This window comes from Cellulomonas fulva (assembly GCF_018531375.1).
Classification (GTDB): Bacteria; Actinomycetota; Actinomycetes; order Actinomycetales; family Cellulomonadaceae; genus Cellulomonas; species Cellulomonas fulva.
The window spans coordinates 455,925-479,367 of record NZ_JAHBOH010000002.1; the positions used below are offsets into that span (position 1 = coordinate 455,925).

Annotated in this window: 22 protein-coding genes; all 22 read left to right on the forward strand. The window is 75.0% G+C overall.

All coding sequences use genetic code 11. From position 1 onward, the window contains the following. Window positions 1-22 precede the first annotated feature (22 nt). The 22 genes from smc to KIN34_RS15710 all read left to right on the forward strand — a co-directional run bounded on the left by smc (window position 23) and on the right by KIN34_RS15710 (window position 23,381). Window positions 23-3,616, forward strand: a complete 3,594-nt coding sequence (smc, locus tag KIN34_RS15605) for a chromosome segregation protein SMC (RefSeq protein ID WP_214352842.1) — start codon at window positions 23-25, stop codon at window positions 3,614-3,616. A gap of 145 nt (window positions 3,617-3,761) precedes the next feature. Further along, a complete protein-coding gene (locus tag KIN34_RS15610) occupies window positions 3,762-4,097 on the forward strand; it encodes a hypothetical protein (RefSeq protein WP_214352843.1) in 336 nt (111 codons plus the stop codon). Window positions 4,098-4,194: 97 nt separating this feature from the next. Next, window positions 4,195-5,460, forward strand: coding sequence for a signal recognition particle-docking protein FtsY (gene ftsY, locus KIN34_RS15615; protein WP_214352844.1), 1,266 nt, complete (start codon window positions 4,195-4,197; stop codon window positions 5,458-5,460). A 207-nt stretch (window positions 5,461-5,667) separates the two neighbouring features. Continuing rightward, entirely contained in the window at window positions 5,668-6,969 is a 1,302-nt protein-coding gene (locus KIN34_RS15620; protein ID WP_214352845.1) for an ammonium transporter, read from the forward strand. Further along, window positions 6,969-7,310, forward strand: coding sequence for a P-II family nitrogen regulator (locus KIN34_RS15625; RefSeq protein WP_013884134.1), 342 nt, complete (start codon window positions 6,969-6,971; stop codon window positions 7,308-7,310). The genes KIN34_RS15620 and KIN34_RS15625 overlap by 1 nt, the downstream gene beginning before the upstream one ends. 5 nt (window positions 7,311-7,315) lie before the next feature. Beyond that, the gene (locus tag KIN34_RS15630) at window positions 7,316-9,121 is read left to right on the forward strand and encodes a [protein-PII] uridylyltransferase (RefSeq protein WP_214352846.1); all 1,806 of its coding nucleotides are present in this window, start codon (window positions 7,316-7,318) and stop codon (window positions 9,119-9,121) included. A 23-nt stretch (window positions 9,122-9,144) separates the two neighbouring features. Further along, window positions 9,145-10,752 (forward strand): signal recognition particle protein, encoded by a 1,608-nt coding sequence (gene ffh, locus KIN34_RS15635; RefSeq protein WP_214352847.1) that lies wholly within the window; start codon window positions 9,145-9,147, stop codon window positions 10,750-10,752. A gap of 28 nt (window positions 10,753-10,780) precedes the next feature. Continuing rightward, window positions 10,781-11,875, forward strand: coding sequence for an amidohydrolase family protein (locus KIN34_RS15640; protein WP_214352848.1), 1,095 nt, complete (start codon window positions 10,781-10,783; stop codon window positions 11,873-11,875). A 125-nt stretch (window positions 11,876-12,000) separates the two neighbouring features. Next, entirely contained in the window at window positions 12,001-12,534 is a 534-nt protein-coding gene (locus tag KIN34_RS15645) for a hypothetical protein (RefSeq protein ID WP_214352849.1), read from the forward strand. Between the two features lie 196 nt (window positions 12,535-12,730). Continuing rightward, entirely contained in the window at window positions 12,731-13,168 is a 438-nt protein-coding gene (gene rpsP / locus KIN34_RS15650) for a 30S ribosomal protein S16 (protein ID WP_214352851.1), read from the forward strand. Beyond that, the gene (locus tag KIN34_RS15655; protein WP_214352853.1) at window positions 13,168-13,407 is read left to right on the forward strand and encodes an RNA-binding protein; all 240 of its coding nucleotides are present in this window, start codon (window positions 13,168-13,170) and stop codon (window positions 13,405-13,407) included. The genes rpsP and KIN34_RS15655 overlap by 1 nt, the downstream gene beginning before the upstream one ends. A 107-nt stretch (window positions 13,408-13,514) precedes the next feature. Beyond that, a complete protein-coding gene (gene rimM / locus KIN34_RS15660) occupies window positions 13,515-14,126 on the forward strand; it encodes a ribosome maturation factor RimM (protein WP_214352855.1) in 612 nt (203 codons plus the stop codon). Between the two features lie 5 nt (window positions 14,127-14,131). After that, the gene (gene trmD, locus KIN34_RS15665) at window positions 14,132-14,890 is read left to right on the forward strand and encodes a tRNA (guanosine(37)-N1)-methyltransferase TrmD (RefSeq protein ID WP_214353143.1); all 759 of its coding nucleotides are present in this window, start codon (window positions 14,132-14,134) and stop codon (window positions 14,888-14,890) included. 249 nt (window positions 14,891-15,139) lie between these two features. Next, window positions 15,140-15,499, forward strand: a complete 360-nt coding sequence (gene rplS, locus KIN34_RS15670; protein ID WP_214352856.1) for a 50S ribosomal protein L19 — start codon at window positions 15,140-15,142, stop codon at window positions 15,497-15,499. A gap of 283 nt (window positions 15,500-15,782) precedes the next feature. Further along, the gene (gene lepB / locus KIN34_RS15675) at window positions 15,783-16,595 is read left to right on the forward strand and encodes a signal peptidase I (protein WP_214353144.1); all 813 of its coding nucleotides are present in this window, start codon (window positions 15,783-15,785) and stop codon (window positions 16,593-16,595) included. Continuing rightward, entirely contained in the window at window positions 16,592-17,530 is a 939-nt protein-coding gene (gene rnhB, locus KIN34_RS15680; RefSeq protein ID WP_214352857.1) for a ribonuclease HII, read from the forward strand. Before lepB ends, rnhB begins: the two co-directional genes overlap by 4 nt. Window positions 17,531-17,537: 7 nt before the next feature. Then, on the forward strand, window positions 17,538-17,861 hold the full coding sequence (locus KIN34_RS15685) for a DUF2469 domain-containing protein (protein WP_214352858.1): 324 nt from the start codon (window positions 17,538-17,540) through the stop codon (window positions 17,859-17,861). A gap of 139 nt (window positions 17,862-18,000) precedes the next feature. Then, window positions 18,001-18,357: a YraN family protein gene (locus KIN34_RS15690; protein ID WP_214352859.1), complete on the forward strand. Its 357-nt coding sequence runs from the start codon at window positions 18,001-18,003 to the stop codon at window positions 18,355-18,357. Window position 18,358: 1 nt separating this feature from the next. Beyond that, the gene (locus KIN34_RS15695; protein WP_214352860.1) at window positions 18,359-19,879 is read left to right on the forward strand and encodes a YifB family Mg chelatase-like AAA ATPase; all 1,521 of its coding nucleotides are present in this window, start codon (window positions 18,359-18,361) and stop codon (window positions 19,877-19,879) included. Window positions 19,880-19,884: 5 nt separating this feature from the next. Continuing rightward, a complete protein-coding gene (gene dprA, locus KIN34_RS15700; RefSeq protein ID WP_214353145.1) occupies window positions 19,885-21,276 on the forward strand; it encodes a DNA-processing protein DprA in 1,392 nt (463 codons plus the stop codon). Window positions 21,277-21,424: 148 nt separating this feature from the next. Next, window positions 21,425-22,342: a tyrosine recombinase XerC gene (locus KIN34_RS15705; protein WP_214352861.1), complete on the forward strand. Its 918-nt coding sequence runs from the start codon at window positions 21,425-21,427 to the stop codon at window positions 22,340-22,342. Between the two features lie 13 nt (window positions 22,343-22,355). Next, window positions 22,356-23,381 (forward strand): FliA/WhiG family RNA polymerase sigma factor, encoded by a 1,026-nt coding sequence (locus KIN34_RS15710; RefSeq protein WP_237689897.1) that lies wholly within the window; start codon window positions 22,356-22,358, stop codon window positions 23,379-23,381. Window positions 23,382-23,443: the final 62 nt, after the last annotated feature.

Below are 23,443 nucleotides of genomic sequence, written 5' to 3' on the forward strand. Positions count from 1 at the left end.
CCCGCGACCTACACTCGCCCCCGTGCACCTCAAGACGCTGACCCTGCGCGGGTTCAAGTCGTTCGCCTCGGCGACGACCTTGAGCTTCGAGCCGGGGGTCACCTGCGTCGTCGGACCCAACGGCTCGGGCAAGTCGAACGTGGTCGACGCGCTCGCGTGGGTCATGGGGGAGCAGGGCGCCAAGTCCCTGCGCGGCGGCAAGATGGAGGACGTCATCTTCGCCGGCACCGCGGGTCGGCCCCCGCTCGGCCGCGCCGAGGTGTCGCTGACGATCGACAACACCGACGGTGCGCTGCCGATCGAGTACACCGAGGTGACGATCTCCCGGACGCTGTTCCGCAACGGCGGCTCGGAGTACGCGATCAACGGCCAGGGCTGCCGCCTGCTCGACATCCAGGACCTGCTCTCGGACTCCGGCCTCGGCCGCGAGATGCACGTGATCGTGGGCCAGGGCCAGCTCGACGCGGTGCTGCGCGCGACCCCGGAGGAGCGGCGCGGCTTCATCGAGGAGGCCGCGGGCGTCCTCAAGCACCGCAAGCGCAAGGACAAGGCGCTGCGCAAGCTCGACGCGATGCAGGCGAACCTGACGCGGCTGAACGACCTCACCGCCGAGATCCGGCGCCAGCTCGGGCCGCTCGGCCGCCAGGCGGAGGTCGCGCGCAAGGCCGCCGTGGTCCAGTCCGACCTGCGCGACGCCCGCGCGCGCCTGCTGGCGGACGACCTGGCCCAGCTCAGCTCCCAGCTCGAGCAGGAGATCGCCGACGAGACCGCGCTCGTGGCCCAGCGCACGCAGGTGGAGCAGGAGCTCGGGGCCTCGCGTGCGCGCCTCGCGACGCTCGAGCGCGAGGCGGCCCAGGCGGCGCCCGCGCTCGCCGAGGTCAGCGAGATCTGGTACCGCCTGTCCTCGCTGCGCGAGCGGCTGCGGGGGACGGCCTCGCTGGCCGCGGACCGGGTGCGCCTCCTGGGCTCGTCGGCGCCCGAGCGATCCGACGGCCGCGACCCCGACGACCTGGCCGCCCAGGCCGAGCGCGTGCGGCAGGCCGAGGCGGAGCTCGCGGCAGAGGTCGACGTCGCGCGGGCGGGGCTCGAGGGTGCCGTGGCGGCGCGCCAGCGCGCGGAGACGGAGGCGGGCGACGCCGAGAAGGCGCTCGCGACCGCGCTCCGCGGCGCGGCCGACCGTCGCGAGGGCGTCGCGCGGCTGGCCGGTCAGGTCGCCGCCCGGCGCAGCCGGGTCGAGGCCACGCAGGCCGAGCTCGGCCGGCTGCGGGAGACGCTGGCCGCGGCGGAGCAGCGCGGTGCCGAGGCGAGCGCGCAGTTCACCGCGCTCGAGTCGCAGGTCGCCGGGGCCGAGGAGGGCGAGGAAGGACTGGACGCGGCGCACGAGGCCGCGGCCGACGCGCTCGAGCGCGCCACCCAGCAGCTCGCGGACCTGACCGAGCGGCTCTCCGCCGCCGAGCGTGAGCGCGCCGCTCTCGAGTCCCGGGCCGAGACGCTCGAGCTCAGCCTGACCCGCAAGGACGGGGCCGGCGCGCTGCTCGCCGCCGACGGGCTGCCCGGCACGATCGGCTCGGTCGCGGCGCTCCTGGACGTCGACGAGCGCGACGAGGAGGCGGTCGTCGCCGCCCTCGGCGCCCTCGCGGACGCGGTCGCCGTCGAGTCGGTCGAGGCGGCCGTGGACGCGATCCGCTGGCTCCGCACCGAGGACGCCGGCCGCACGTCGCTCCTGGTGGCGCACCCCACCGACGGCGCGGCGACGGACGCCCGTGCCGGCCGGCAGGCGGTGCTCGCGGGGGCCGAGGTGCCCGAGGGCGCCGTCCGCGCGGTCGACCTGGTCCGGGCGGGCGGTGACCTGCGGGCCGCCGTGGCGGACCTGCTCGGCGACGTCCTCGTCGTCGACGACCTCGCGACGGCCCGGGCGGTGCTGACGCGGCTCCCTGACGCCGTCGTCGCCACGCGCACCGGGGACGTGCTGTCGCGCCACCGGGCCTCGGGCGGTTCGGCGTCCGCACCCAGCGCGCTGCACCTGCAGTCGGCGCTCGACCAGGCCCGGCAGGGCGCCGCCGCGGCCGCGCAGGACGCCGAGCGGCTGCGGTTCGAGGTCGCGCGCGCGACGCAGGCCAAGCAGGACGCGCGATCGGCGTACGAGGAGACGCTCGAGCGGCTGAACGAGTCGGACGCGCAGCTCGCGGCGGTGGCCGAGCAGCTCGGCAACCTGGGCTCCGCGGCCCGCTCCGCGCGCGCCGAGGCGGAGCGCGTCGGTGCGTCGCTCGCCCAGGCGGCCCGGACGCTCGAGGACGACACGGCCCAGCTCGCCGAGCTCACGGAGCGGCTCGCGGCCGCCGAGGTCGAGCCGGTCGAGAGCGAGGCGCAGATCGCCGAGGGCAGCCGCCTGCGGGACGAGCTCGGCCAGGCGGCCACGGCGGCGCGGACGCGGGAGACCGAGGCCCGCCTCACGCTGCGGACGGTCGAGGAGCGCGCCCGGGCGCTCGCGGGCCGCGCCGAGTCCCTCGAGCGGGCCGCGCAGGCCGAGCGCGTGGCACGCGAGCGCGCCGCCGAGCGCGAGCGGGCCCGCGCGCGCCAGGCGGCGGTCGCCGAGGCCGTGCGGGACGGGGCGACGCGCGCGCTCGTCGTGCTCGACGTCTCGCTGCGGCGGGCGTCCGACGAGCGCGAGCGCGCCGAGGCGGAGCGCGCGCAGCGCGACGAGGCGCTCGCGGGGACCCGCGCGCAGGCGGAGCAGCAGGCCGGCGAGCTCGCGCGCCTGACCGACGTGGCGCACCGGGACGAGGTCGCCCGGACCCAGCAGCGGCTGCGCATCGAGCAGCTGGAGACGCGGGCGGTCGAGGAGCTCGGCCTGGACCCCGCCGTGCTGCTCGAGGAGTTCGGCCCGCACCAGGACGTCCCCGTGGTCGTCCCGCCGGGCACCGAGCCGGACCCGGAGGCGCCCACGCACGTGCCCTACGTGCGCGAGCAGCAGGAGAAGCGGCTGCGCTCGGCGGAGCGCGCGCTGTCCCTGCTCGGACGGGTGAACCCGCTCGCGCTCGAGGAGTTCGCGGCGTTGGAGGAGCGGCACCGGTTCCTGGTCGAGCAGCTCGCGGACCTCAAGAAGTCGCGCACCGACCTGCTCGAGATCGTGCAGGAGATCGACGAGCGCGTCGAGCAGGTCTTCGCCGAGGCGTACCGCGACACCGCGGCCGCGTTCGACGACGTGTTCCCGCGCCTGTTCCCGGGCGGCGAGGGCCGGCTCGTCCTCACCGACCCCTCGGACATGCTGACCACGGGCATCGACGTCGAGGCACGGCCCGCGGGCAAGAAGGTCAAGCGGCTGTCGCTGCTCTCGGGCGGCGAGCGCTCGCTGACCGCGGTCGCGATGCTCGTCGCGATCTTCAAGGCCCGGCCGAGCCCGTTCTACGTCATGGACGAGGTCGAGGCCGCGTTGGACGACGCCAACCTGGGCCGCCTCCTCGAGATCTTCCGCGAGCTCCAGGAGGACTCGCAGCTCATCGTCGTCACGCACCAGAAGCGCACCATGGAGATCGCCGACGCGCTCTACGGCGTGACCATGCGCGGTGACGGCGTGACGACCGTCGTGAGCCAGCGGATGCGCGACACGGCCTGACGGGCGTCATCCCCGGTCACGCGGCGATCCACGGCGATCCACGGCGATCCACGGCGATCCACGGCGCGGTGAAGATTGTGTGACGTTGTCGTCGTGATCGTGTCCCGCGGCTGCCGTGCGGGGTGCGGGCACCCACACTGGTCCCGTGGCCGTTGCTCTCGGGATCCTGCTCGCACTCGTCGTCGCCGGCGTGGTGCTCCTGCTCGCGAGCGCGTCCGAGAGCCGTCCGGAGGACGGTGCCCCCGAGTCGCCCTGGCAGGCGTTCCGCCGCGGGCTCTCGGCACGCAAGCGCCCGGAGCCGGACCAGGTCGCCGCCGCCACCGCCGCGCAGGCCCGCCCGGTCGACCTGTCGCTCGCCGACTTCCTGCGTCAGACGACGGAGGAGGGCGAGGGCTACCTCAACGTCGACGACCTCTCGGACAACCTGCAGCGCGCCCGCGACAAGGCTGCCCGCGCCATCCCGCTGCGCCGCCACGGCTGACGCCAAGCAGGAGGCGCGGCCGCGCGTCGTGCGCTCCTGACGCCGCCGGGCTCCGCCCGGTTCGCCGCGTGGGCTCTTCGCCCGTCAGACTGTGCAGGTGAACCCGGACGTCCTGACCACCCTGCTCGCCGCCGGGGTCCCGATCGCGCTCGTCGCGGTCGCGGCCACGCTCGTCGTCCGTCGCCGCGGCGACCGCGGGGGCCCGACGACCCCGCCCTCGACGGTCGACGAGGTGCCGACCCAGCCGTCGGCGGCTGACGCGGTCGACGCGACCGGCGTCCCCGTCCCACCCACCGCGGGAGTGCCCACGGGAACGGCGCCGACCCCCGGCGTGCCGGGCCAGGGCGCCCCGCCGTTCGAGGAGGAGCTGCTCGAGGAGGCGTCGCCCGCGGGCGCCGCACCGCCGCTGGACCTCGAGGTGCCCGCGCCCGCCGCCGGCCGGCTCGCGCGGCTGCGCGAGCGGCTCGCCCGCTCCGGCTCGCCGCTGGGCACCCGGCTGCTCGCGGTGCTCTCGCGCGACCACCTCACCGAGGACGACTGGGACGAGCTCGAGGAGACGCTGCTGCTCGCGGACGTCGGTGCGGGTCCGACCGGTGAGCTCATCGACGCGCTGCGCACGCGCGTGCGCGTCGAGGGCCTCAAGGACCCCGCACAGGTCCGGGCGGTCCTGCGCGAGCAGCTCCTCGCGCTCGTCGACCCGTCGCTGGACCGGTCGCTGCGCACCGCGCCGAGCGTGTCCGACGAGGGCGCGCGCACGCCCGCCGTCCTGCTCGTCGTCGGCGTGAACGGCACGGGCAAGACGACGACGATCGGCAAGCTCAGCCGCCTGCTCGTCGCCGAGGGGCGGTCCGTGGTGCTCGGTGCGGCGGACACGTTCCGCGCCGCGGCCGCGGACCAGCTCGAGACGTGGGGATCGCGCGTCGGCGTGCCGACCGTGCGCTCCGACCGCGAGGGCGCGGACCCCGCGTCGGTCGCGTTCGAGGCCGTGCGCACCGGCAAGCAGGCCGAGGTCGACGTCGTCGTCGTCGACACCGCCGGGCGGCTGCAGAACAAGGCCGGGCTGATGGACGAGCTCGGCAAGATCACGCGCGTCATCGGCAAGGAGGCCCCGCTGAGCGAGGTCCTCCTGGTGCTCGACGCGACCACGGGCCAGAACGGGCTCAACCAGGCCCGGGTGTTCGGGGAGGTCGCGGGGGTCACAGGCATCGTCCTGACCAAGCTGGACGGCACCGCCAAGGGCGGCATCGTCGTCGCGGTGCAGCGCGAGCTCGGCGTCCCGGTCAAGCTCGTCGGGCTGGGGGAAGGTCCCGACGACCTCGCGCCGTTCGACGCCGAGTCGTTCGTCGACGGCCTGCTCCAGTAGGACTCGCTGCCCAGCACGTGAGCAGCGGACGACCGTCCCCCGGACGGGTGGACGAGTCGGACACACGCCCACCTCGAAACCGAACGTTTACACGCGCGTGAGCCTTGTCACCTCGCGGTAACACGCGCCGCGCCTCGCCGAAACCGCGCTCCCCGAACGTTGTCCGCGTCCAGCCACCCCGGGCTGGCGAGGGGAGAGGCACACTCGATGTTCGAACTCGACACCGGCAACACAGCGTTCATGATCCTCGCTGCGTCGCTCGTGCTGCTGATGACGCCCGCGCTGGCGTTCTTCTACGGCGGCATGGTGCGCGGCAAGAGCGTGCTCAACATGATGATGATGAGCTTCGGCGCGCTCGGGCTCATCTCGGTCATCTGGGTGATCTACGGCTACTCGGCCGCGTTCGGCTCGGACATCGGCGGCTTCATCGGCAACCCGTTCGACATGATCGGGCTGCAGGGCGTGTCCGACGACGACAGCCTGATGGTTCTGTCGGGCGTGCCGTTCCTGGTCGCCGCGGGCTTCCAGCTGACCTTCGCGGTGATCACCGTGGCACTCATCTCGGGCGCCGTCGCGGATCGCCTCAAGTTCAACGCCTGGATGGTCTTCGCCGGCATCTGGGTGACGCTGGTCTACCTGCCCATGGCGCACATGGTCTGGGGCGGCGGCCTGCTCGGCGGCGACTTCTTCCTCAAGGACTCGCTCCCGCTCCCGATCGACTTCGCCGGTGGGACGGTCGTGCACATCAACGCCGGTATCGCCGGCCTGGTCCTCGCGCTCGTCGCGGGCAAGCGTCGCGGCTTCGGCAAGGAGCCGATGCGTCCGCACAACCTGCCCTTCGTGATGCTGGGTGCCGCGCTCCTGTGGTTCGGCTGGTTCGGCTTCAACGCGGGCTCGGAGTTCGGGGCCGACGGCGTGGCGGGGCGCGCGTGGCTCAACACGACGATCGCGACCGCCCTGGCGATGCTCGCCTGGCTCGCGACGGAGAAGGTCCGCGACGGGCACGCGACGTCGCTCGGTGCGGCATCGGGTGTGGTCGCCGGTCTGGTCGCCATCACCCCGGCCGCTGCCGCGGTGGACACGTGGGGCGCGCTCGCGATCGGCGCCGTCGCCGGCGTGCTGTGCGCGCTGGCCGTCGGCCTGAAGTACAAGTTCGGCTACGACGACTCGCTCGACGTGGTCGGCGTCCACCTGGTCGGTGGTCTGGTCGGGACGATCCTCATCGGCTTCTTCGCGACGAACGAGAACTCGACCTGGTACCCGGACGGCGCCGCCAACGGCCTGTTCTACGGTGGAGGCCTCGACCAGCTCGGCACCCAGGTGGTCGTCGCGCTGTGCGCCGTGCTCTTCAGCGGCGTCGTGACCGCGGTCATCGCGCTGGCGCTCAAGGCGACGATCGGGCTCCGCGTCTCCGAGGACGTCGAGGTCGGCGGGATCGACCTGGCCGTGCACGGTGAGACGGCATACGAGACGCTGGGCGGGGCCCGCGTCGTGACGGAGGTGAAGTGATGACGAAGCTCGTGACGGCGGTCATCCAGCCGCACCGGCTGGACGACGTGAAGTCGGCGCTCGAGGCGGCCGGTGTGCGGGGCCTGACGGTGAGCGAGGCGAGCGGCTACGGCCGTCAGCGCGGTCACACCGAGGTCTACCGCGGCGCCGAGTACACGGTCGACCTGGTGCCGAAGGTGAAGATCGACGTCCTGGTCGCCGACGAGGACGTGGCCGGGGTCGTCGAGGTGGTCGTGCGCGCGGCGCAGACCGGCAAGATCGGCGACGGCAAGGTCTGGGTCGTGCCGGTGGAGGACGTGGCTCGCGTCCGCACCGGTGAGCACGGCGACGACGCGCTGTAGACCGGATGTCCGACGAACGGTCGCCCGTGGGGGGCGCGGCCGGGGACGAGAACGCCACGCAGGTCCCGCACCCCGCCCCCGGGGTGCGGGACCTGCGTGTCGAACGGCTCGACCTCGCCGCCTCGATGTCCGGGCCGACGAGCGACGGCGTGGCCCGTCGCCGGGAGATCTCCGCGCTGGTGCGGCGACGGCTCGCCGAGCTGTGGCAGGAGGCCACGGCGGGGCAGGACATGACGGGCGTCGCGCTGGGCGCGGTCGGCTCGGTGGGCCGCGGCGACGCCAGCCCGGTCTCCGACCTCGACCTGCTCCTGGTCCACGAGGGACGGGGCCGCTCGGCCGAGGACCTGCAGGCCCTGGCGCAGCGGCTGTGGTACCCGGTCTGGGACGCGGGGCTCGACCTCGACCACTCGGTCCGCTCGCTCGCGCAGTGCCGCCAGGTCGCGTCCAAGGACCTGCCGGCCGCGGTCGGCCTGCTCGACCTGCAGCACGTCGCGGGGGACCCGGTGGTCGTCGCGCGCGCCACGTCGGCCCTGCTGGAGGACTGGCGGGCCGCGGCGCGGCGCCGGCTGCCGGAGCTGCTCGCGTCGACGAAGCAGCGCGCGGACCGTCACGGCGAGCTCGCCTACCTCATCGAGCCCGAGCTCAAGGAGGCCCGCGGCGGGATCCGGGACGCCGTGGTGCTCTCGGCCCTCGCGGCGACGTGGCTCACGGACCGCCCGCACGGTGCGGTCGACCACGCCTACACGCACCTGCTCGACGTGCGGGACGCCGTCCAGGTCGCCACCCGCCGCCACACCAACCGGCTGCTCCTGGCGGACCAGGACGAGGTCGCGGCGATCGTCGGGTTCGACGACCGCGACGACCTCCTGGCCAGCGTCGCGGAGGCGGCGCGGATCATCTCCTACTCGCTCGACACCACCGTCCGGAACGCGCGCCAGGCCCTCCAGCGCCCCGCGCGCGGGCCGATGCTCGTCCGCGGCCGCCGCACGCCACCCCGGCTGCGGCCGATCGCGGAGGGGCTGGTCCAGCACGGCGACGAGATCGTCCTCGCCGTGGACGCCCAGCCCGAGAACGACCCGCTGCTCGCGCTGCGGGCGGCGGCGACGGCGGCACGCACCGGCCTGCAGCTGTCGCCCGTCTCCGTGCAGCACCTGACGGTGACGCCGCCGCTGCCGACGCCGTGGCCGCGGCAGGCGCGGACCTACCTGCTGCAGCTGCTGGCGTCCGGGCACGCGCAGGTGCCGATCTGGGAGGCGCTCGACCTCGCGGGCGTCGTCACGACGTGGATCCCGGAGTGGGCGGGCGTGCGCAACCGCCCGCAGCGCTCGCCCGTGCACCGGCACACGGTCGACCGCCACCTCGTCGAGACGGCCGCGAACGTGTCCACGGTGAGCGCGGCGCAGGGCACGACGCCGAGCGAGACCCTCCTGGTGGCCGCGCTGCTGCACGACATCGGCAAGCGCGCGGGCGCGGGCGACCACTCGGTCGAGGGCGCGCGGCTCGCCGGCCCGATCGTCGAGCGCATGGGGTTCGACGAGGGGATGGCGGCGGACGTGGCGCGGCTCGTGCGCGAGCACCTGACGCTCGTCGACCTGGCGACCACGGCCGATCCCGACGACCCCGAGACGGTCGCGCGGCTCCGGACGGCGGTCGACGGCCGCCCGGACCTGCTCGCCGCGCTGCGCGTCCTGACCGAGGCGGACGCGGTGGCCGCCGGCCCGGCCGCGTGGAGCCAGTGGCGCGGCACGCTCGTCGACGACCTGGTGGCGCGGGCCGGAGCGGACGGCCCGGGTACGCTGGGACGTCCCTGATCCCCACCCGCGAGGACGCGCACGTGTTCGCCACTCTGTCCGACCGCCTGACGTCGACGTTCAAGAACCTGCGCACCAAGGGTCGTCTGTCCGAGGCGGACGTCGACGCCACGGTGCGCGAGATCCGTCGCGCCCTCCTCGACGCGGACGTGGCGGTGCCGGTGGTCCGGCAGTTCACGGGTGCGGTGCGCGAGCGCGCCCTGTCCGCCGAGGTCTCGCAGGCGCTCAACCCGGCGCAGCAGGTCGTCAAGATCGTCAACGACGAGCTCGTCGGGATCCTGGGCGGCGAGACGCGCACGCTCCGGTTCGCCAAGAACCCGCCGACGGTCATCCTGCTCGCGGGCCTGCAGGGTGCGGGCAAGACGACCCTGGCCGGCAAGCTCGCGCTCCAGCTCAAGGGCGAGGGGCGCACGCCGCTGCTCGTCGCGGCGGACCTGCAGCGCCCCAACGCCGTCACCCAGCTCCAGGTGGTGGGCGAGCGGGCCGGCGTGCCCGTGTTCGCCCCGCACCCGGGCAACCAGGGCGCCGACGACGTGCTGCCGGCCGGCGCGGACCCGGTCGCGGTCGCGCGGGCGGGCCTCGAGGCCGCGCGCTCGCGCCAGCACGACGTCCTGATCGTCGACACGGCGGGCCGTCTCGGTGTGGACGCGGACCTCATGCAGCAGGCGTCGGACATCCGCGACGCCGTGCAGCCCGACGAGATCCTGTTCGTGATCGACGCGATGATCGGCCAGGACGCGGTGACCACCGCACAGGCCTTCGCCGACGGCGTCGGGTTCACGGGTGTGGTGCTGTCCAAGCTCGACGGCGACGCGCGCGGTGGCGCGGCGCTCTCGGTCGCGTCCGTCACCGGACGCCCGATCATGTACGCGTCCACGGGCGAGAAGCTCACGGACTTCGAGGTGTTCCACCCCGACCGCATGGCCTCGCGCATCCTCGACATGGGCGACGTGCTGACGCTCATCGAGCAGGCGGAGCGCGCGTTCGACGCCGAGCAGGCCGAGCAGATGGCGGGCAAGCTCGCGAGCGGCGAGGGCTTCACGCTCGCGGACTTCCTGCAGCAGATGCAGCAGCTGCGCAAGATGGGCTCGCTCAAGAAGATGTTCGGGATGCTCCCGGGCATGGCGCAGATGCGCGACGCGCTGGACAGCTTCGACGAGCGCGAGGTCGACCGCATCGAGGCGATCATCCACTCGATGACCCCGGCGGAGCGCGACAACCCGAAGATCATCAACGGGTCGCGCCGCGCCCGGATCGCCAAGGGCTCCGGCACCACGCCGACCGACGTGAACCAGCTGCTCGAGCGGTTCGACGGCGCGCAGAAGATGATGCGGCAGATGGCCAAGTCCGGCGGCATGCCGGGCGGCATGCCCGGCGGGATGCCCGGGATGGGCAGCCTGCCTGGCATGGGCAAGAAGGCCCGCGGCAAGACCGCGCCCGCGCGCAAGGTGCGCGGGAAGTCGGGCAACCCGGCCAAGCGGGCCGCGCAGGAGAAGGCCGCCCTCGAGGGTCGCCCGGCGCCGGGTGCACCGTCCGGCTCGGCGTTCGGGCTCGGTGGCGCGCAGCCGCGCGACGTGGACCCGGCCGACCTCCAGCTGCCCGCGGGCTTCGACAAGCTCCTCGGCCGCTGACCGCGCGGCGCCGGACGGACGGCACGCCATGACGGACGCGCTGCACCTGTCCGGGACGGTCGTCCTCGACGACGAGCGAGAGACCGGCGACGTGTGGGTGCTCGGCGGGCGCCTCACGTTCGAGCGGCCCCGGACGGCGTCGACGACGAGGGTGGACGGCTGGGTGCTGCCCGGCCTCGTCGACGTGCACTGCCACATCGGGCTCGCCGCCGAGGGGCCGGTGGACGAGGAGACCGCGACGCGGCAGGCGCTCGCGGACCGCGACGCGGGCGTGCTGCTCGTGCGCGACGCGGGCTCCCCGGCCGACACGTCCTGGGTCCACGCGCGCCCGGACCTGCCGCGGCTGCTGCGGGCCGGGCACCACCTCGCCCGGCCCAAGCGCTACCTGCGCCACTACGGCCGCGAGCTCGCGAACCCGGCCGACCTGCCCGACGCCGTGCACCAGGAGGCGGTCCGCGGCGACGGCTGGGTCAAGATCGTCGCCGACTGGATCGACCGCGACCTGGGCAGCCGCGCCGACCTGGCACCGTTGTGGCCCGCCGACGTCCTGGCGGCCGCGGTCGCCGCGGCGCACGACGCGGGCGCCCGCGTCACCGCGCACACGTTCGCCACCGAGTCGGTCGACCCGCTGCTCGACGCCGGCATCGACTGCCTCGAGCACGCCACGGGCGCGACGCCCGCGCAGATCGACCGGATCGCGCTCCTGGGCGTGCCCGTGACCGCGACCCTCCTGCAGGTCGCGCAGTTCGAGGCGATCGCCGCGCAGGGCGAGCCGCGGTTCCCCCGGTTCGCGGCCCGGATGCGCGCCATGGGCGAACGTCGGTACCGGCACGTGCGGGACCTGTACGACGCGGGGGTGCCGATCCTCGTCGGCACCGACGCGGGAGGCACGATCGGGCACGGCCGGATCGCCGAGGAGGCGGCCGAGATGGTCTCGGCGGGCGTCCCGGCCCCGGACGTGGTCGCCGCCGCGAGCTGGCGCACGCGCGCGTGGCTCGGCGTCGACGCGATCGCGGAGGGCGCGAGCGCGGACGTCGTGGTGTACGACCGCGACCCGCGCCGCGATGTCGACGCCCTGCGCGCGCCGACGGCCGTCGTGCTCCGCGGCACGCGCTACCGCTGACGCGCCCTATCGGGTGAGCTCGACGCCCCCGCGGACCGATACCTACCCCCGTGCCGGTGGGGTGTGGTTGTCTCGGGTCCCACCGTGACGCGACAGCCGACGCGGCCGAACCAGGGGGAGCACGCATGACCACGAGCGACCGGATGGTCTCGATGAGCACCGTCGAGCCGATGCCGCGACGTCGGCTCGACCGAGCCGACCTGGCCGCCGTCGTGGTGGCGTGGGCAGGCGTCGGGCTCGGGCTGGTGGCGAAGCTCGCCTTCGCGGGCTGGGTCCTGGTGGTGATCTTCGTGTTCTTCCTGCTCACGATCGTCCTCCCGCTCGTCGGTGCCTACGTCGTGCAGCGCGCGCTGCTCGGCACCGGCCAGCGACGCATCAGCGACCGGACCCGTCCGTGGTACCGCGCGTTCGGCTGGGCGACGGGGACCGGCGTCTTCCTCGCCTACGCGTGCGTCGTCGACGGCGGGGACGTCGAGGGCGACGAGCACTCGCTGCTGATGTTCCTCAGCGGCGGCTCGGCCACCCCCGACTGGGTCCAGGCGGCGGTCTTCCCGGTCTGGGCGGTCGGGGTCGGCGCGGCCGCTGCCGCGATCGTGCTCTACCTCGTCGAGCGCACCCGGGCCCGGCGCGCGGTGCGTGCCGCAGGCGGTGCGGTCTGACTCGCCGACCGAGCGGCGGACTGACCGGCCGGCGGGTTGGGGAGCACGCTCGTCGTCTGGCATGATGGTCGGCTGTACTCGTGGTGCGCGGCCCCTCTACCCGCGCCCGACGCGTCCTTCGCTGGATCGGCACGGCCCAACCCCACGGGCAGACGCGGTCCGGCACCCCGAATGAACCCCAGGAGAAGACCACACCGTGGCCACCAAGATCCGTCTCAAGCGTCTCGGCAAGATCCGGGCGCCGTACTACCGCGTCGTCGTCGCGGACTCGCGTACCAAGCGTGACGGTCGCGTGATCGAGGAGATCGGCAAGTACCACCCCACCGAGGAGCCCTCGCTCATCGAGATCAGCACCGAGCGTGCGCAGTACTGGCTCGGCGTCGGTGCGCAGCCGACCGAGCAGGTCCTCGCGCTCCTCAAGATCACGGGTGACTGGCAGAAGTTCAAGGGCCTCCCGGGCGCCGAGGGCACGCTGAAGGTCAAGGCCGGCAAGGCCGACCCGAAGGCCGCCGTCGACGCCGCCGCCGCGGACGCCGAGAAGGTCAAGGCGAAGGCGTCGGAGAAGAAGGCCGAGCAGCCCGCGTCCGAGGCCCCGGCCGAGGAGGCCGCCGCCACCGAGGACGAGCAGGCCTGATGCTCGCCGACGCGCTCGAGCACCTGGTGCGCGGCATCGTCGACCACCCGGACGACGTGCGCGTGAACGCCGTGGCGCTGCGCCGTGGCGAGCTGCTCGAGGTCCGGGTGCACCCCGAGGACCTCGGGCGCGTGATCGGTCGCAACGGACGCACCGCCAAGGCGTTGCGGACCGTCGTCGGAGCGCTGTCGACGGACGGTTCGGTGCGGGTCGACGTCGTGGACGTCGACCGCCGCTGAGCCGCCCGCGGACCACTCGACGAAGGCCCGGCCCTACTCTGGGGCCGGGCCTTCGTCGTCCCCGGCACCACCTGACCGCGCTCCGTCACCGACCCCGAGGAACCCCCATGCAGCTGACCGTCGCCCGTCTCGGCCGCGCCCACGGCCTGCGCGGCGAGCTCGCGCTCGACCTGCGCACGGACGACCCCGACCAGCGGTTCGCCGTCGGCGCGGTGCTCGGCACCGACCGCCCCGGTGTGGGGCCGTTCACCGTCACGCGCACGCGCGTGCAGCAGGGACGCTGGGTCGTCACGTTCGCCGAGGTCGGCGACCGGACGGCGGCGGAGGCGCTGCGCGGGGTCGCGCTCGTCGTGGAGGAGGACGCGTCCGACGAGGACGACGCGTGGTACCCCCACGAGCTCGTCGGGCTGCGGGTCGAGCACGTGGACGGTCGGGTGATCGGCGAGGTGCTCGGGCTCGAGCACCTGCCGGCCCAGGACGTGCTCGTCGTGAAGGAGCTCCTGCCGTCGGACGGCCCCGGTGGCACCACGGCGCGGACCCTCGTCCCGTTCGTGCGCGCGATCGTCCCCGTGGTCGACGTCCCCGGTGGCCGCGTCGTGGTGGACCCCCCGGGCGGGCTGCTGGCGTCCGACGCCGCGAACCTCGTCGTCTCGGAGGAGACGCACGGGGACTCCGGCGGCGAGACCGACGGCAAGCGCGACGAGACGCGGGACGCGTGAGCGGCGTGCGCATCGACGTCCTGACGATCTTCCCGGACTACCTCGCCCCGCTCGAGCTCTCGCTGGTCGGCAAGGCGCGCACCGCCGGCCTCGTGGACCTGCGCGTGCACGACCTGCGCGACTGGACCGACGACCGCCACCGGACGGTCGACGACACGCCCTTCGGCGGCGGCGCCGGCATGGTCATGCGGCCGGACGTCTGGGGCCGGGCGCTCGACGAGGTGCTCACGCCGGAGGCGCTGCTGCTCCTGCCGACGCCCTCGGGCGACGTCTTCACGCAGGCCACCGCGCACTCCTGGGCCGAGGAGGCCCACCTCGTCGTCGCCTGCGGCCGGTACGAGGGGATCGACGCCCGCGTGGCCGAGCACTACCGCGGCGCCGGGGTGCGGGTGGCCGAGTACTCGATCGGGGACTACGTCCTCAACGGCGGCGAGGTGGCCGCGCTCGTCGTCGTCGAGGCCGTCGCGCGGCTGCTGCCCGGCGTCGTCGGGAACCCCGCCTCGCTGGTCGAGGAGTCGCACGGGGAGGCCGGTCTGCTCGAGTACCCCGTCTACACCAAGCCGCCCGCGTGGCGTGAGCTCGCGGTCCCGGAGGTGCTGCTGTCCGGGCACCACGCGCGGATCGAGCGCTGGCGGCGCGACCAGGCGCTGCGGCGTACCGCGAGGAGACGGCCGGACATGATCGACGCCCTGGGACCCGCCGCGCTCGACGCACGCGACCGCGAGGTGCTCGGCGAGCTCGAGGCCGACCGGTCCGACGACTGAGCCGCGCCCGCTCGCGCACCCTCGCGGCAGGCGATTACCTGCTGCGACGGCTCCTGTGGCAGAATCGTGCGCTGGTGCGCGAGCGGTCGCGTCTCTGCCACAGGGGAGACGGACACCGACCCACCGGTCCCGCGGAGCCTCGAGCTCGGGGAGCGGAACGCATCACGAACCAGACCATCGGGACGCCGTCCGCGTGCGGACGCGCCCACGGAACGCGTACCTGACCTGTGGCAGGGCGGGGAGAGAAACATGCACAAGCTCGACGAGATCGACGCCGCCGCGCTGCGGACCGACGTCCCGGAGTTCCGCCCCGGCGACACCGTCAAGGTCAACGTCAAGGTCGTCGAGGGCAACCGCTCTCGCGTCCAGGCGTTCCAGGGCGTCGTCATCGCCCGCCAGGGCAGCGGCGTCCGCGAGACGTTCACCGTCCGCAAGGTCAGCTTCCAGGTCGGCGTCGAGCGCACGTTCCCCGTGCACGCGCCGTCGCTCGAGTCCATCGAGCTCATCACGCGCGGTGACGTCCGTCGCGCGAAGCTGTACTACCTGCGCGGCCTGCGCGGCAAGAAGGCGAAGATCAAGGAGAAGCGCGACAACACGGCTCGCGGCTGAGCCGGCGCGCCCTCACCAGGGCCCTGTCGAAGGGGGCGGTCACCCGAGCGGTGACCGCCCCCTTCGTCGTCCCGTGCTCCCACCTGCGCCGGCCATGGCACGCCCACGGCTGCGCGCCCGGCGCGCACTCGGCCGCGGTGGCGTCCGTGACGTGGGCGTGTGCGCCGTCCACGGTTCGCCGTGCGAGAGTGTCCCGGTGACCTCGAGCGCCGACGACGAGACCGCCCCCGCCGGGACGCGGCCCCTGGCCTGGCCCCACCGCCCGGACGACCCGGCCGGGCACGTGGCCTCCCGCGCGGACGGTGCCGCCACGGCTCCGAGCACGCCCGCCGAGCCCACCGAGCCGAGCCCCGGTCCGCAGGTCGACCCCGCGGAGCCGGACGTCTCCGCGACGCGGGCCGGCCGCCGCGAGCCGCGGCGGGGCGGCACCGCGACGTCGCTGCTCAAGGAGACGGCGATCATCCTCGTCAGCGCGCTCGTGCTGTCCTGGCTCATCAAGACCTTCCTGGTCCAGGCGTTCTTCATCCCCAGCGCGTCGATGCACGACACGCTGATCGAGGACGACCGGATCATGGTCAGCAAGCTCACGCCGGGGCCGTTCGACCTCGAGCGCGGGGACATCGTCGTCTTCAAGGACCCGGGCAACTGGCTCACCGAGGAGACCGTGCCCGACCCCACGGCGTGGCACCGCGCGGTGAACGACGTGCTGACGTTCGTCGGGCTGTACCCGCAGGACGCCGGCGAGCACCTGGTCAAGCGGGTCATCGGGCTGCCGGGGGACCGGGTCGCCTGCGCCGGGGCCGGTGAGCCGATCACGGTCAACGGGGTCGAGCTCGACGAGCCCTACCTCGCCGCCGGCGCGATCCCGTCCCAGATGGCCTTCGACATCACCGTGCCCGCGGACAGCCTGTGGGTCATGGGCGACAACCGGCAGCAGTCGTCGGACTCGCGGTTCCACCAGGGCGAGCCGGGCGGCGGCTCGATCCCGATCGACAACGTGGTCGGCAAGGCGTTCGTCACCGTCTGGCCGCTCGACCGCGCGACCGTCCTGCACAACCCCGGCGAGACGTTCGAGGACGTCCCCGACCCGTCATGAGCACGTCGTCCGTCGTCGCTCCGCGCGCCGCGAGGCCGGGTCCGCACCTGCGCCACGAGCGCGGGCTGCTGCGTGCGGGAGCGCGCCTGGTCGCGGGCATGGACGAGGTCGGGCGCGGGTCGCTCGCGGGGCCCGTGTCCGTCGGCGTCGTCGTCGTGGACGTCTCGACGAGGTCCGCGCCGAAGGGCGTCGCCGACTCCAAGCTGCTCACGCCCGCCGCGCGCGTCGCGCTCCTGCCCGCGCTCGGGCGCTGGGGCGTCGCGCGCGCCGTCGGGCACGCCAGCGCCGCCGAGATCGACGAGGTCGGCATCATCGCGGCGCTCCGGCTGGCCGGGAACCGTGCCCTCGCCGCCGCCTGTGCGCTGACGGGGCCGGTGGATGTCGTCCTGCTCGACGGCAAGCACGACTGGCTCACGCCGCCCGCCCAGGGCGAGCTGTTCTCGTCGGACGAGCTCGCGGGAGGCCCGCTCGACACGCGCGTGCTCGACGAGGCGGGCGGCGCGCCGGCACCCACGGTGCACCTGCGGGTCAAGGCGGACCGCACGTGCGCGAGCGTGGCCGCGGCGAGCGTCATCGCCAAGTGCGAGCGGGACGCGCTCATGACCGACCTCGCGCGTGCGCACCCCGACTACCGCTGGGACGAGAACAAGGGCTACGCGAGCCCGGACCACCTCACGGCGCTGCGTGCGCTCGGACCGTCCGTGCTGCACCGGCGGTCATGGCGCCTCCCTCTGGGCGACCCGCTGCTCGGCGACCTCGTCGACGAGGTCGAGCAGGTCGACCCGGCCGAGCAGGTCGACCCGGCCGAGCAGGTCGACCCGGCCGAGCAGGTCGACCCGCTCGACGCGTCGCCGGGCGGTCCCGCGGGCGGGCTGCTCGACACGCTCGTCGTGCCGGGTGGCGGCGGTGCGGCCCGGCCGCCGCGTGGGGGATGATGGGCCCGTGAGCGCCGAGGACCTGGAGAACTACGAGACCGACATGGAGCTCGCGCTCTACCGCGAGTACCGGGACGTCGTGAGCCTGTTCTCGTACGTCGTCGAGACCGAGCGGCGGTTCTACCTCGCCAACCACGTGGACCTGCAGGTCCGCTCGGCGGCCGGCGAGGTCTACTTCGAGCTCACGCTCGCGGACGCGTGGGTGTGGGACGTGTACCGCTCCGCGCGGTTCGTGAAGTCCGTGCGCGTCGTGACCTTCAAGGACGTGAACGTCGAGGAGCTCGCCAAGGCGGAGCTCGACCTCGGCGGCGGGGCCGGCTTCCCGCGCTGACCTGAGGTCGATCGCCTGTCGGCACGTACCGACGCGACCCGACCCCAGCCCCCGGACCCGACGCCCCCTCCACAGACCGGGGCGACGGCCCGTCGGCCCGGCTCCCGCGCCGCCACCCTGTGTCGCGGAGGTGGTGCGCGTGCGTGCGAAGGACGCGGTCGGGCGGTACGGGGAGGACGTGGCGGCAGCCCACGTCGTGGAGCGCGGCTGGCAGGTGCTCGATCGCAACTGGCGCTGCCGCGAGGGCGAACTGGACCTCGTCGCGCTGGACGGCCGCGAGCTCGTCGTGGTCGAGGTCAAGACCCGGCGCTCGACGCGGTACGGCCAGCCCGCGGAGGCGGTGACGGCGCTCAAGCTGGCGCGCGTGCGCCGGCTGGCCGCGCACTGGCTCGCGTCGCACGACGTGCGCCCGGCCTCGGTGCGCGTCGACGTGATCGCCGTGCTCCTGCCCGGGGCGGGGCGCGCGGTCGTCGAGCACCTCGAGGGGGTGTGCTGACGTGGTGCTGGGACGCACGCTCGCGGTCGCGCTCGTGGGGCTGACCGGGCACGTCGTGGACGTCGAGGCGCACCTGGCGCCCGCGCTGCCGGCGTTCACGCTCGTCGGGCTGCCCGATGCGGCGCTCGCGGAGTCGCGCGACCGCGTGCGCGCCGCGGTGACCTCCACGGGTCTGGCGTGGCCCAACCGTCGGATCACCGTCAACCTGTCGCCGGCGACGCTGCCGAAGTCCGGCTCCGGGTTCGACCTGGCAATCGCGGTGGCGGCGCTCGCGGGGGCCGAGGTCGTGCCGCCGGAGCGCGTCCAGGACGTCGTCCACCTCGGCGAGCTGGGGCTCGACGGGCGGCTGCGGCCCGTCCGGGGCGTGCTGCCTGCGGTGGCCGCCGCGGTCGCCGCCGGACGGCCGCGCCTCGTCGTGCCCGCCGGCAACGTGGCCGAGGCGCGGCTGGTGCCGGGGGCCGAGGTCCGTGGTGCCCGCACGCTCGCCGAGGTGCTGTCCTGGCACGGGGCGGACCTCGAGGTGCCGGACACCGAGCCGGTCCGGCCGGAGGCTCCGCCCGTCGCGGTGCCGCCGCACGCGCTCGACCTTGCCGACGTCGTGGGGCAGCAGGAGGCGCGGGCGTGCCTCGAGGTGGCTGCCGCCGGTGGCCACCACCTGCTCATGGTCGGTCCGCCCGGCACGGGCAAGACGATGCTCGCGTCCCGGCTGCCCGGGCTCCTGCCGGACCTCGCGGACGCGCAGGCGGTCGAGGTCACCGCGATCCACTCGATCGCGGGCACGTTCGACCCGGGCGACGGCCTGGTCCGGCGCCCCCCGTTCGAGGACCCGCACCACACCGCGACCGCGGCCAGCGTGATCGGAGGCGGCTCGGGCGTGCCCCGGCCGGGTGCGGCGTCGCGCGCGCACCGCGGGATCCTGTTCCTGGACGAGGCGCCCGAGTTCGCGACCTCCGTGCTGCAGACGCTCCGGCAGCCGCTCGAGCACGGCGAGCTGGTGCTGCACCGGGCGCACGGGGCGGCTCGGTACCCGGCACGGTTCCAGCTGGTCCTCGCCGCCAACCCGTGCCCGTGCGGCAAGGCCGTCGGCAAGGGGTTGGACTGCACGTGCCGGCCCGAGCAGCGGCGCCGGTACTTCGGGCGGCTGTCCGGCCCGTTGCTGGACCGCGTGGACCTGCAGGTCGAGCTCCAGCCCTCGCGCGCGACCGACGAGTGTGGCGACGCGACGCACGTCGTCGCGGCCCGCGTCGCCGCGGCGCGCGCCGCTCAGGCCGAGCGGTTCGCCGGACTGCCGTGGCGCACGTGCGCGGAGGCGCCCGCGTCGTGGCTGCGCGACCGGCTCGGCGCCGACCGAGCGATGCGCGCCCTGCTCGACGGTGCGGTCGACCGGGGCACGCTCAGCCTGCGCGGCGCCGACCGCGTGCTGCGCGTCGCGTGGACCATCGCCGACCTCGACGGGCGCGACGCCCCGAACGCCGGTGACATCGGCAGCGCGATCGCCATGCGGACCCTGGGGCACGCGTGAGCGCCATGCCGGGGGCCCGGCCGACCAGGGCCGACGAGCGCCCGTCCGCCGGGCCGTTCCCGTCGGCCGGGCCGCTCCCGTCGGCCGGGCCGCTCCCGCCCGCCGGACCGTCCCGGTCCGCCGAGCCGCGAGCGGCTGCGGCGCGGGACGTCGCGCACTCGCGCCTCGACGACGAGCGGGAGCGGTGGGCCCGCGCCGCCTGGAGCGGGCTCGCCGAGCCAGGCGACGTCCTCGCGGGCGTGCTCGTGGCCTCCCTGGGCGCGGCCGAGGCGTGGCGGTGGGTCGTCGAGGACGGCGGTCTGCTGCCGGGCGCTCTGACCGGGGCCGTGCCCGGGGCTCTCGCGGCGGGCGGCTCCTCGGGCGCGGCGGCCGGTGGGTCGGCGGGCGCGGACCGGCTCGCGCGCGCGGTCGAGCGATGGACGCCGCGCGCCCGGGCGCTGCGCGCCCAGGGCTGGTCGATCGACGGGCCCGCTCCGCACGTGGGGGCCGCTACGGGCGCGGCACCCGGCGGCGTGCGCGTCGTCGTGCCCGGCGACGCGGAGTGGCCGCCCGGCCTCGACGCGCTCGGGCCGGCGGCGCCGCACTGCCTGTGGGTGCGTGGTGACGCCGCCGCGCTCGTGCCCGGGGGTCGCTCGGTCGCGCTGGTGGGCGCCCGCGCGGCCACGGCGTACGGCGAGCGGGTCGCGATCGACCTGGCCGGCGGGCTCGTCGACGCGGGCTTCGTGGTCGTCTCGGGTGGCGCGTACGGCATCGACGCGGCCGCGCACCGCGGCGTGTGCGCGCGGGCCGGCCGGACCGTGGTCGTCACCGCCGGCGGCGTGGACCGCGCCTACCCGGCGGGGAACGCCCGGCTCGTCGAGGAGTCCGTGGCGTGCGGGGGAGCGGTGGTCGCGGAGGTCCCACCCTCGTCGCTGCCGACCCGCAGCCGGTTCCTGCAGCGGAACCGGCTCATCGCGGCGCTCTCCGCGGCGACCGTGGTCGTGGAGGCGGCGTGGCGCTCGGGCGCGCTGAGCACGGCGCACCACGCCGCGCGCCTCGCGCGGCCGGTGGGCGCCGTCCCGGGACCGGTGACCTCGATGGCGTCCGCGGGCTGCCACCGCCTGCTGCGGGACGGCGTCGCGGTGTGCGTGACCGACGCGGCGGAGGTGATCGAGCTCGCGGGCGAGCTCGGCACCGATGCGGCGCCGACCCCGACCGCGGTCGCGCACCGGCTCGACGGGATCGACCCGACGGGGCGCCGGGTGCACGACGCGTTGAGCACGCGGACCCCCCGCGAGGTCGACGCGGTGGCGCGGTCGGCCGGTGTCACGGTCGGCGAGGCCCGGTCCGCGCTCGGGCTCCTGGAGCTGGCCGGACTCGCCCGTCGGGACGCGTCCGGATGGCGTACCGCCGGTTGACCTGAGAACCCGTGCGGGTGAAAAAACTCACCCCACCTGCCATTTCCTGGACGCGAATCGGACATTCAAGAAGCATTCGCCCAGGGTTAGGCCGGACAGGTGAATCTGGGGTCTTGTCCGGCGCGTCGAATGCCGTCACCTTATGGGCATGGACGTGGCAGAGATCACCGCACAGGCGCCGGATCGCGCGCGCCTGCTCGCGGACTTCTCGGACCACCTCCGGGCGCAGCGTGGGTTGTCCGAGCACACGGTGCGCGCCTATCGCGGCGACGTCGACGCCCTCCTGGGCTACGCGGCACGGCACGGGGCGCGCGCGCTCGGTGACGTGGATCTCGCGGTCCTGCGGGCGTGGCTCGCGTCGATGGCGATGAACCACCGCAGCCGGTCGACGCTCGCGCGTCGCGGTGCTGCCGCGCGCACGTTCTTCGCCTGGGCCCAGCACACCGGCCGCGTCGGCACCGACCCGGCCGCGCGGCTCGCCACCGCCAAGGCCGGGAGCCCGCTGCCCGACGTCCTGACCCAGGCGCAGGCCCGTGCGGCGCTGGACATGCTCGCGACCCTGGCCGGCGACGGCGACCCGGTCGCGGTGCGCGACTGGTGCGTCCTGGAGACGCTCTACGCGACGGGAGTCCGCGTCGGCGAGCTGTGCGGGGCCGGCGTCGGCGACGTCGACCTGGCGGCGCGCACCCTGCACGTCGTCGGCAAGGGCGACAAGGAGCGCGTCGTGCCGTTCGGCGCCCCGGCTGCCCGGTCCCTGGAGGCGTGGCTCGCGGTGCGCGGACGCCTCGCGGGCGAGACCACCGAGGCGCTCTTCGTCGGTGCCCGCGGCGGCCGCATCGACGCGCGCCAGGTGCGCACCGTGGTGCACCGCGCCACCACCGGCACCGACCTCGCCCCGCACGGGATGCGCCACTCCGCCGCCACGCACCTGCTCGAGGGCGGGTCCGACCTGCGCAGCGTCCAGGAGCTCCTGGGCCACGCGAGCCTCACGACCACCCAGCGTTACACCCACGTATCCGCCGAGCGACTCCGCTCGGCCTATGCACAGGCACACCCCCGGGCCTGAGGACGGATCTGACATGACCCTGCACCTGGAGAGCCCGGCGGTCTCGCGCGCCGTCGCGGGCACGGCGCCCCTGGGCGTCATCCCGCAGCAGCGGCCCGCGCTCGTCGTCGACGTCGACGACGCGCTCGCGGCCATCGTCGAGGCGGGCGTCGACCACGACGGTGCCGCCGACGGTGCTGCGCACGCCACCCTCGTCGTCGAGGACGACGCCGAGGACGGCCGCGAGCTCGCCACCGTCGTCGCGTTGCCCGAGGTCCCGACGCAGCGCACGGGCGCCGACGTCGACGTCCTCGTGCTCTGGACGGACTACAAGGCGAGCGGCGCCCGGCAGCACCGGGACGCCCTGATCCTGCACTACGCGCCGCTGGTCACCGCGGTCGCGGGGCGCGTCGGGATGCGGCTGCCGGCCACGGTCGAGCAGGCCGACCTGGTGTCCTACGGCATGTTCGGCCTGATCGACGCGATCGAGAAGTACCAGCTCGACCGCTCGGTCAAGTTCGAGTCCTACGCCTCGTCCCGCATCCGCGGCGCGATCATCGACGAGCTGCGCGCCATGGACTGGGTCCCGCGCTCGGTCCGCACCAAGGCGCGCTCGATCGACCGCGCCCACGCGGAGCTCGAGGCGCGCCTGCACCGCGCGCCGACCGAGGTCGAGCTCGCGGCGCACCTCGGGGTGCCGCTCGCCGAGCTGCGCAGCGTGAGCTCGCAGCTCGCGACCTCCAACATGGCGGCGCTCGACGAGCTGCTCGGGGGCGACGAGCGCACCGGCGGCGCCTCGCTCGGGGACACGCTGTGCGACGACCGCATCGACGACCCGGCGGGCACGCTCGCGGACGCCGAGACCATGCACCTGCTGTCGCGGGCGATCGAGCAGCTCGGTGAGCGCGAGCGCATCGTCGTGGTCCTCTACTACTACGAGGGCATGACGCTCGCCGAGATCGGCCGCGTCCTGGGCGTCACCGAGTCGCGGATCTCGCAGATGCACACGGCGGCGATGACGCGACTGCGGACGCGCCTGGTCGAGGCCGAGCGGGTCTGACGCCCGCCCGAGCCTGACGCCCGCCAGAGGCTGACGCCCGGCAGGTCTGACGCCCGACAGGG

Coding starts and splice junctions, on each gene's coding strand:
- KIN34_RS15620 (WP_214352845.1), top strand. CDS start 5,668: ATGTTCGAACTCGACACCGGCAACACAGCGTTCATGATCCTCGCTGCG.
- KIN34_RS15625 (WP_013884134.1), top strand. CDS start 6,969: ATGACGAAGCTCGTGACGGCGGTCATCCAGCCGCACCGGCTGGACGAC.
- KIN34_RS15630 (WP_214352846.1), top strand. CDS start 7,316: ATGTCCGACGAACGGTCGCCCGTGGGGGGCGCGGCCGGGGACGAGAAC.
- KIN34_RS15640 (WP_214352848.1), top strand. CDS start 10,781: ATGACGGACGCGCTGCACCTGTCCGGGACGGTCGTCCTCGACGACGAG.
- KIN34_RS15645 (WP_214352849.1), top strand. CDS start 12,001: ATGACCACGAGCGACCGGATGGTCTCGATGAGCACCGTCGAGCCGATG.
- KIN34_RS15655 (WP_214352853.1), top strand. CDS start 13,168: ATGCTCGCCGACGCGCTCGAGCACCTGGTGCGCGGCATCGTCGACCAC.
- rimM (WP_214352855.1), top strand. CDS start 13,515: ATGCAGCTGACCGTCGCCCGTCTCGGCCGCGCCCACGGCCTGCGCGGC.
- rplS (WP_214352856.1), top strand. CDS start 15,140: ATGCACAAGCTCGACGAGATCGACGCCGCCGCGCTGCGGACCGACGTC.
- rnhB (WP_214352857.1), top strand. CDS start 16,592: ATGAGCACGTCGTCCGTCGTCGCTCCGCGCGCCGCGAGGCCGGGTCCG.
- dprA (WP_214353145.1), top strand. CDS start 19,885: ATGCCGGGGGCCCGGCCGACCAGGGCCGACGAGCGCCCGTCCGCCGGG.
- KIN34_RS15705 (WP_214352861.1), top strand. CDS start 21,425: ATGGACGTGGCAGAGATCACCGCACAGGCGCCGGATCGCGCGCGCCTG.
- KIN34_RS15710 (WP_237689897.1), top strand. CDS start 22,356: ATGACCCTGCACCTGGAGAGCCCGGCGGTCTCGCGCGCCGTCGCGGGC.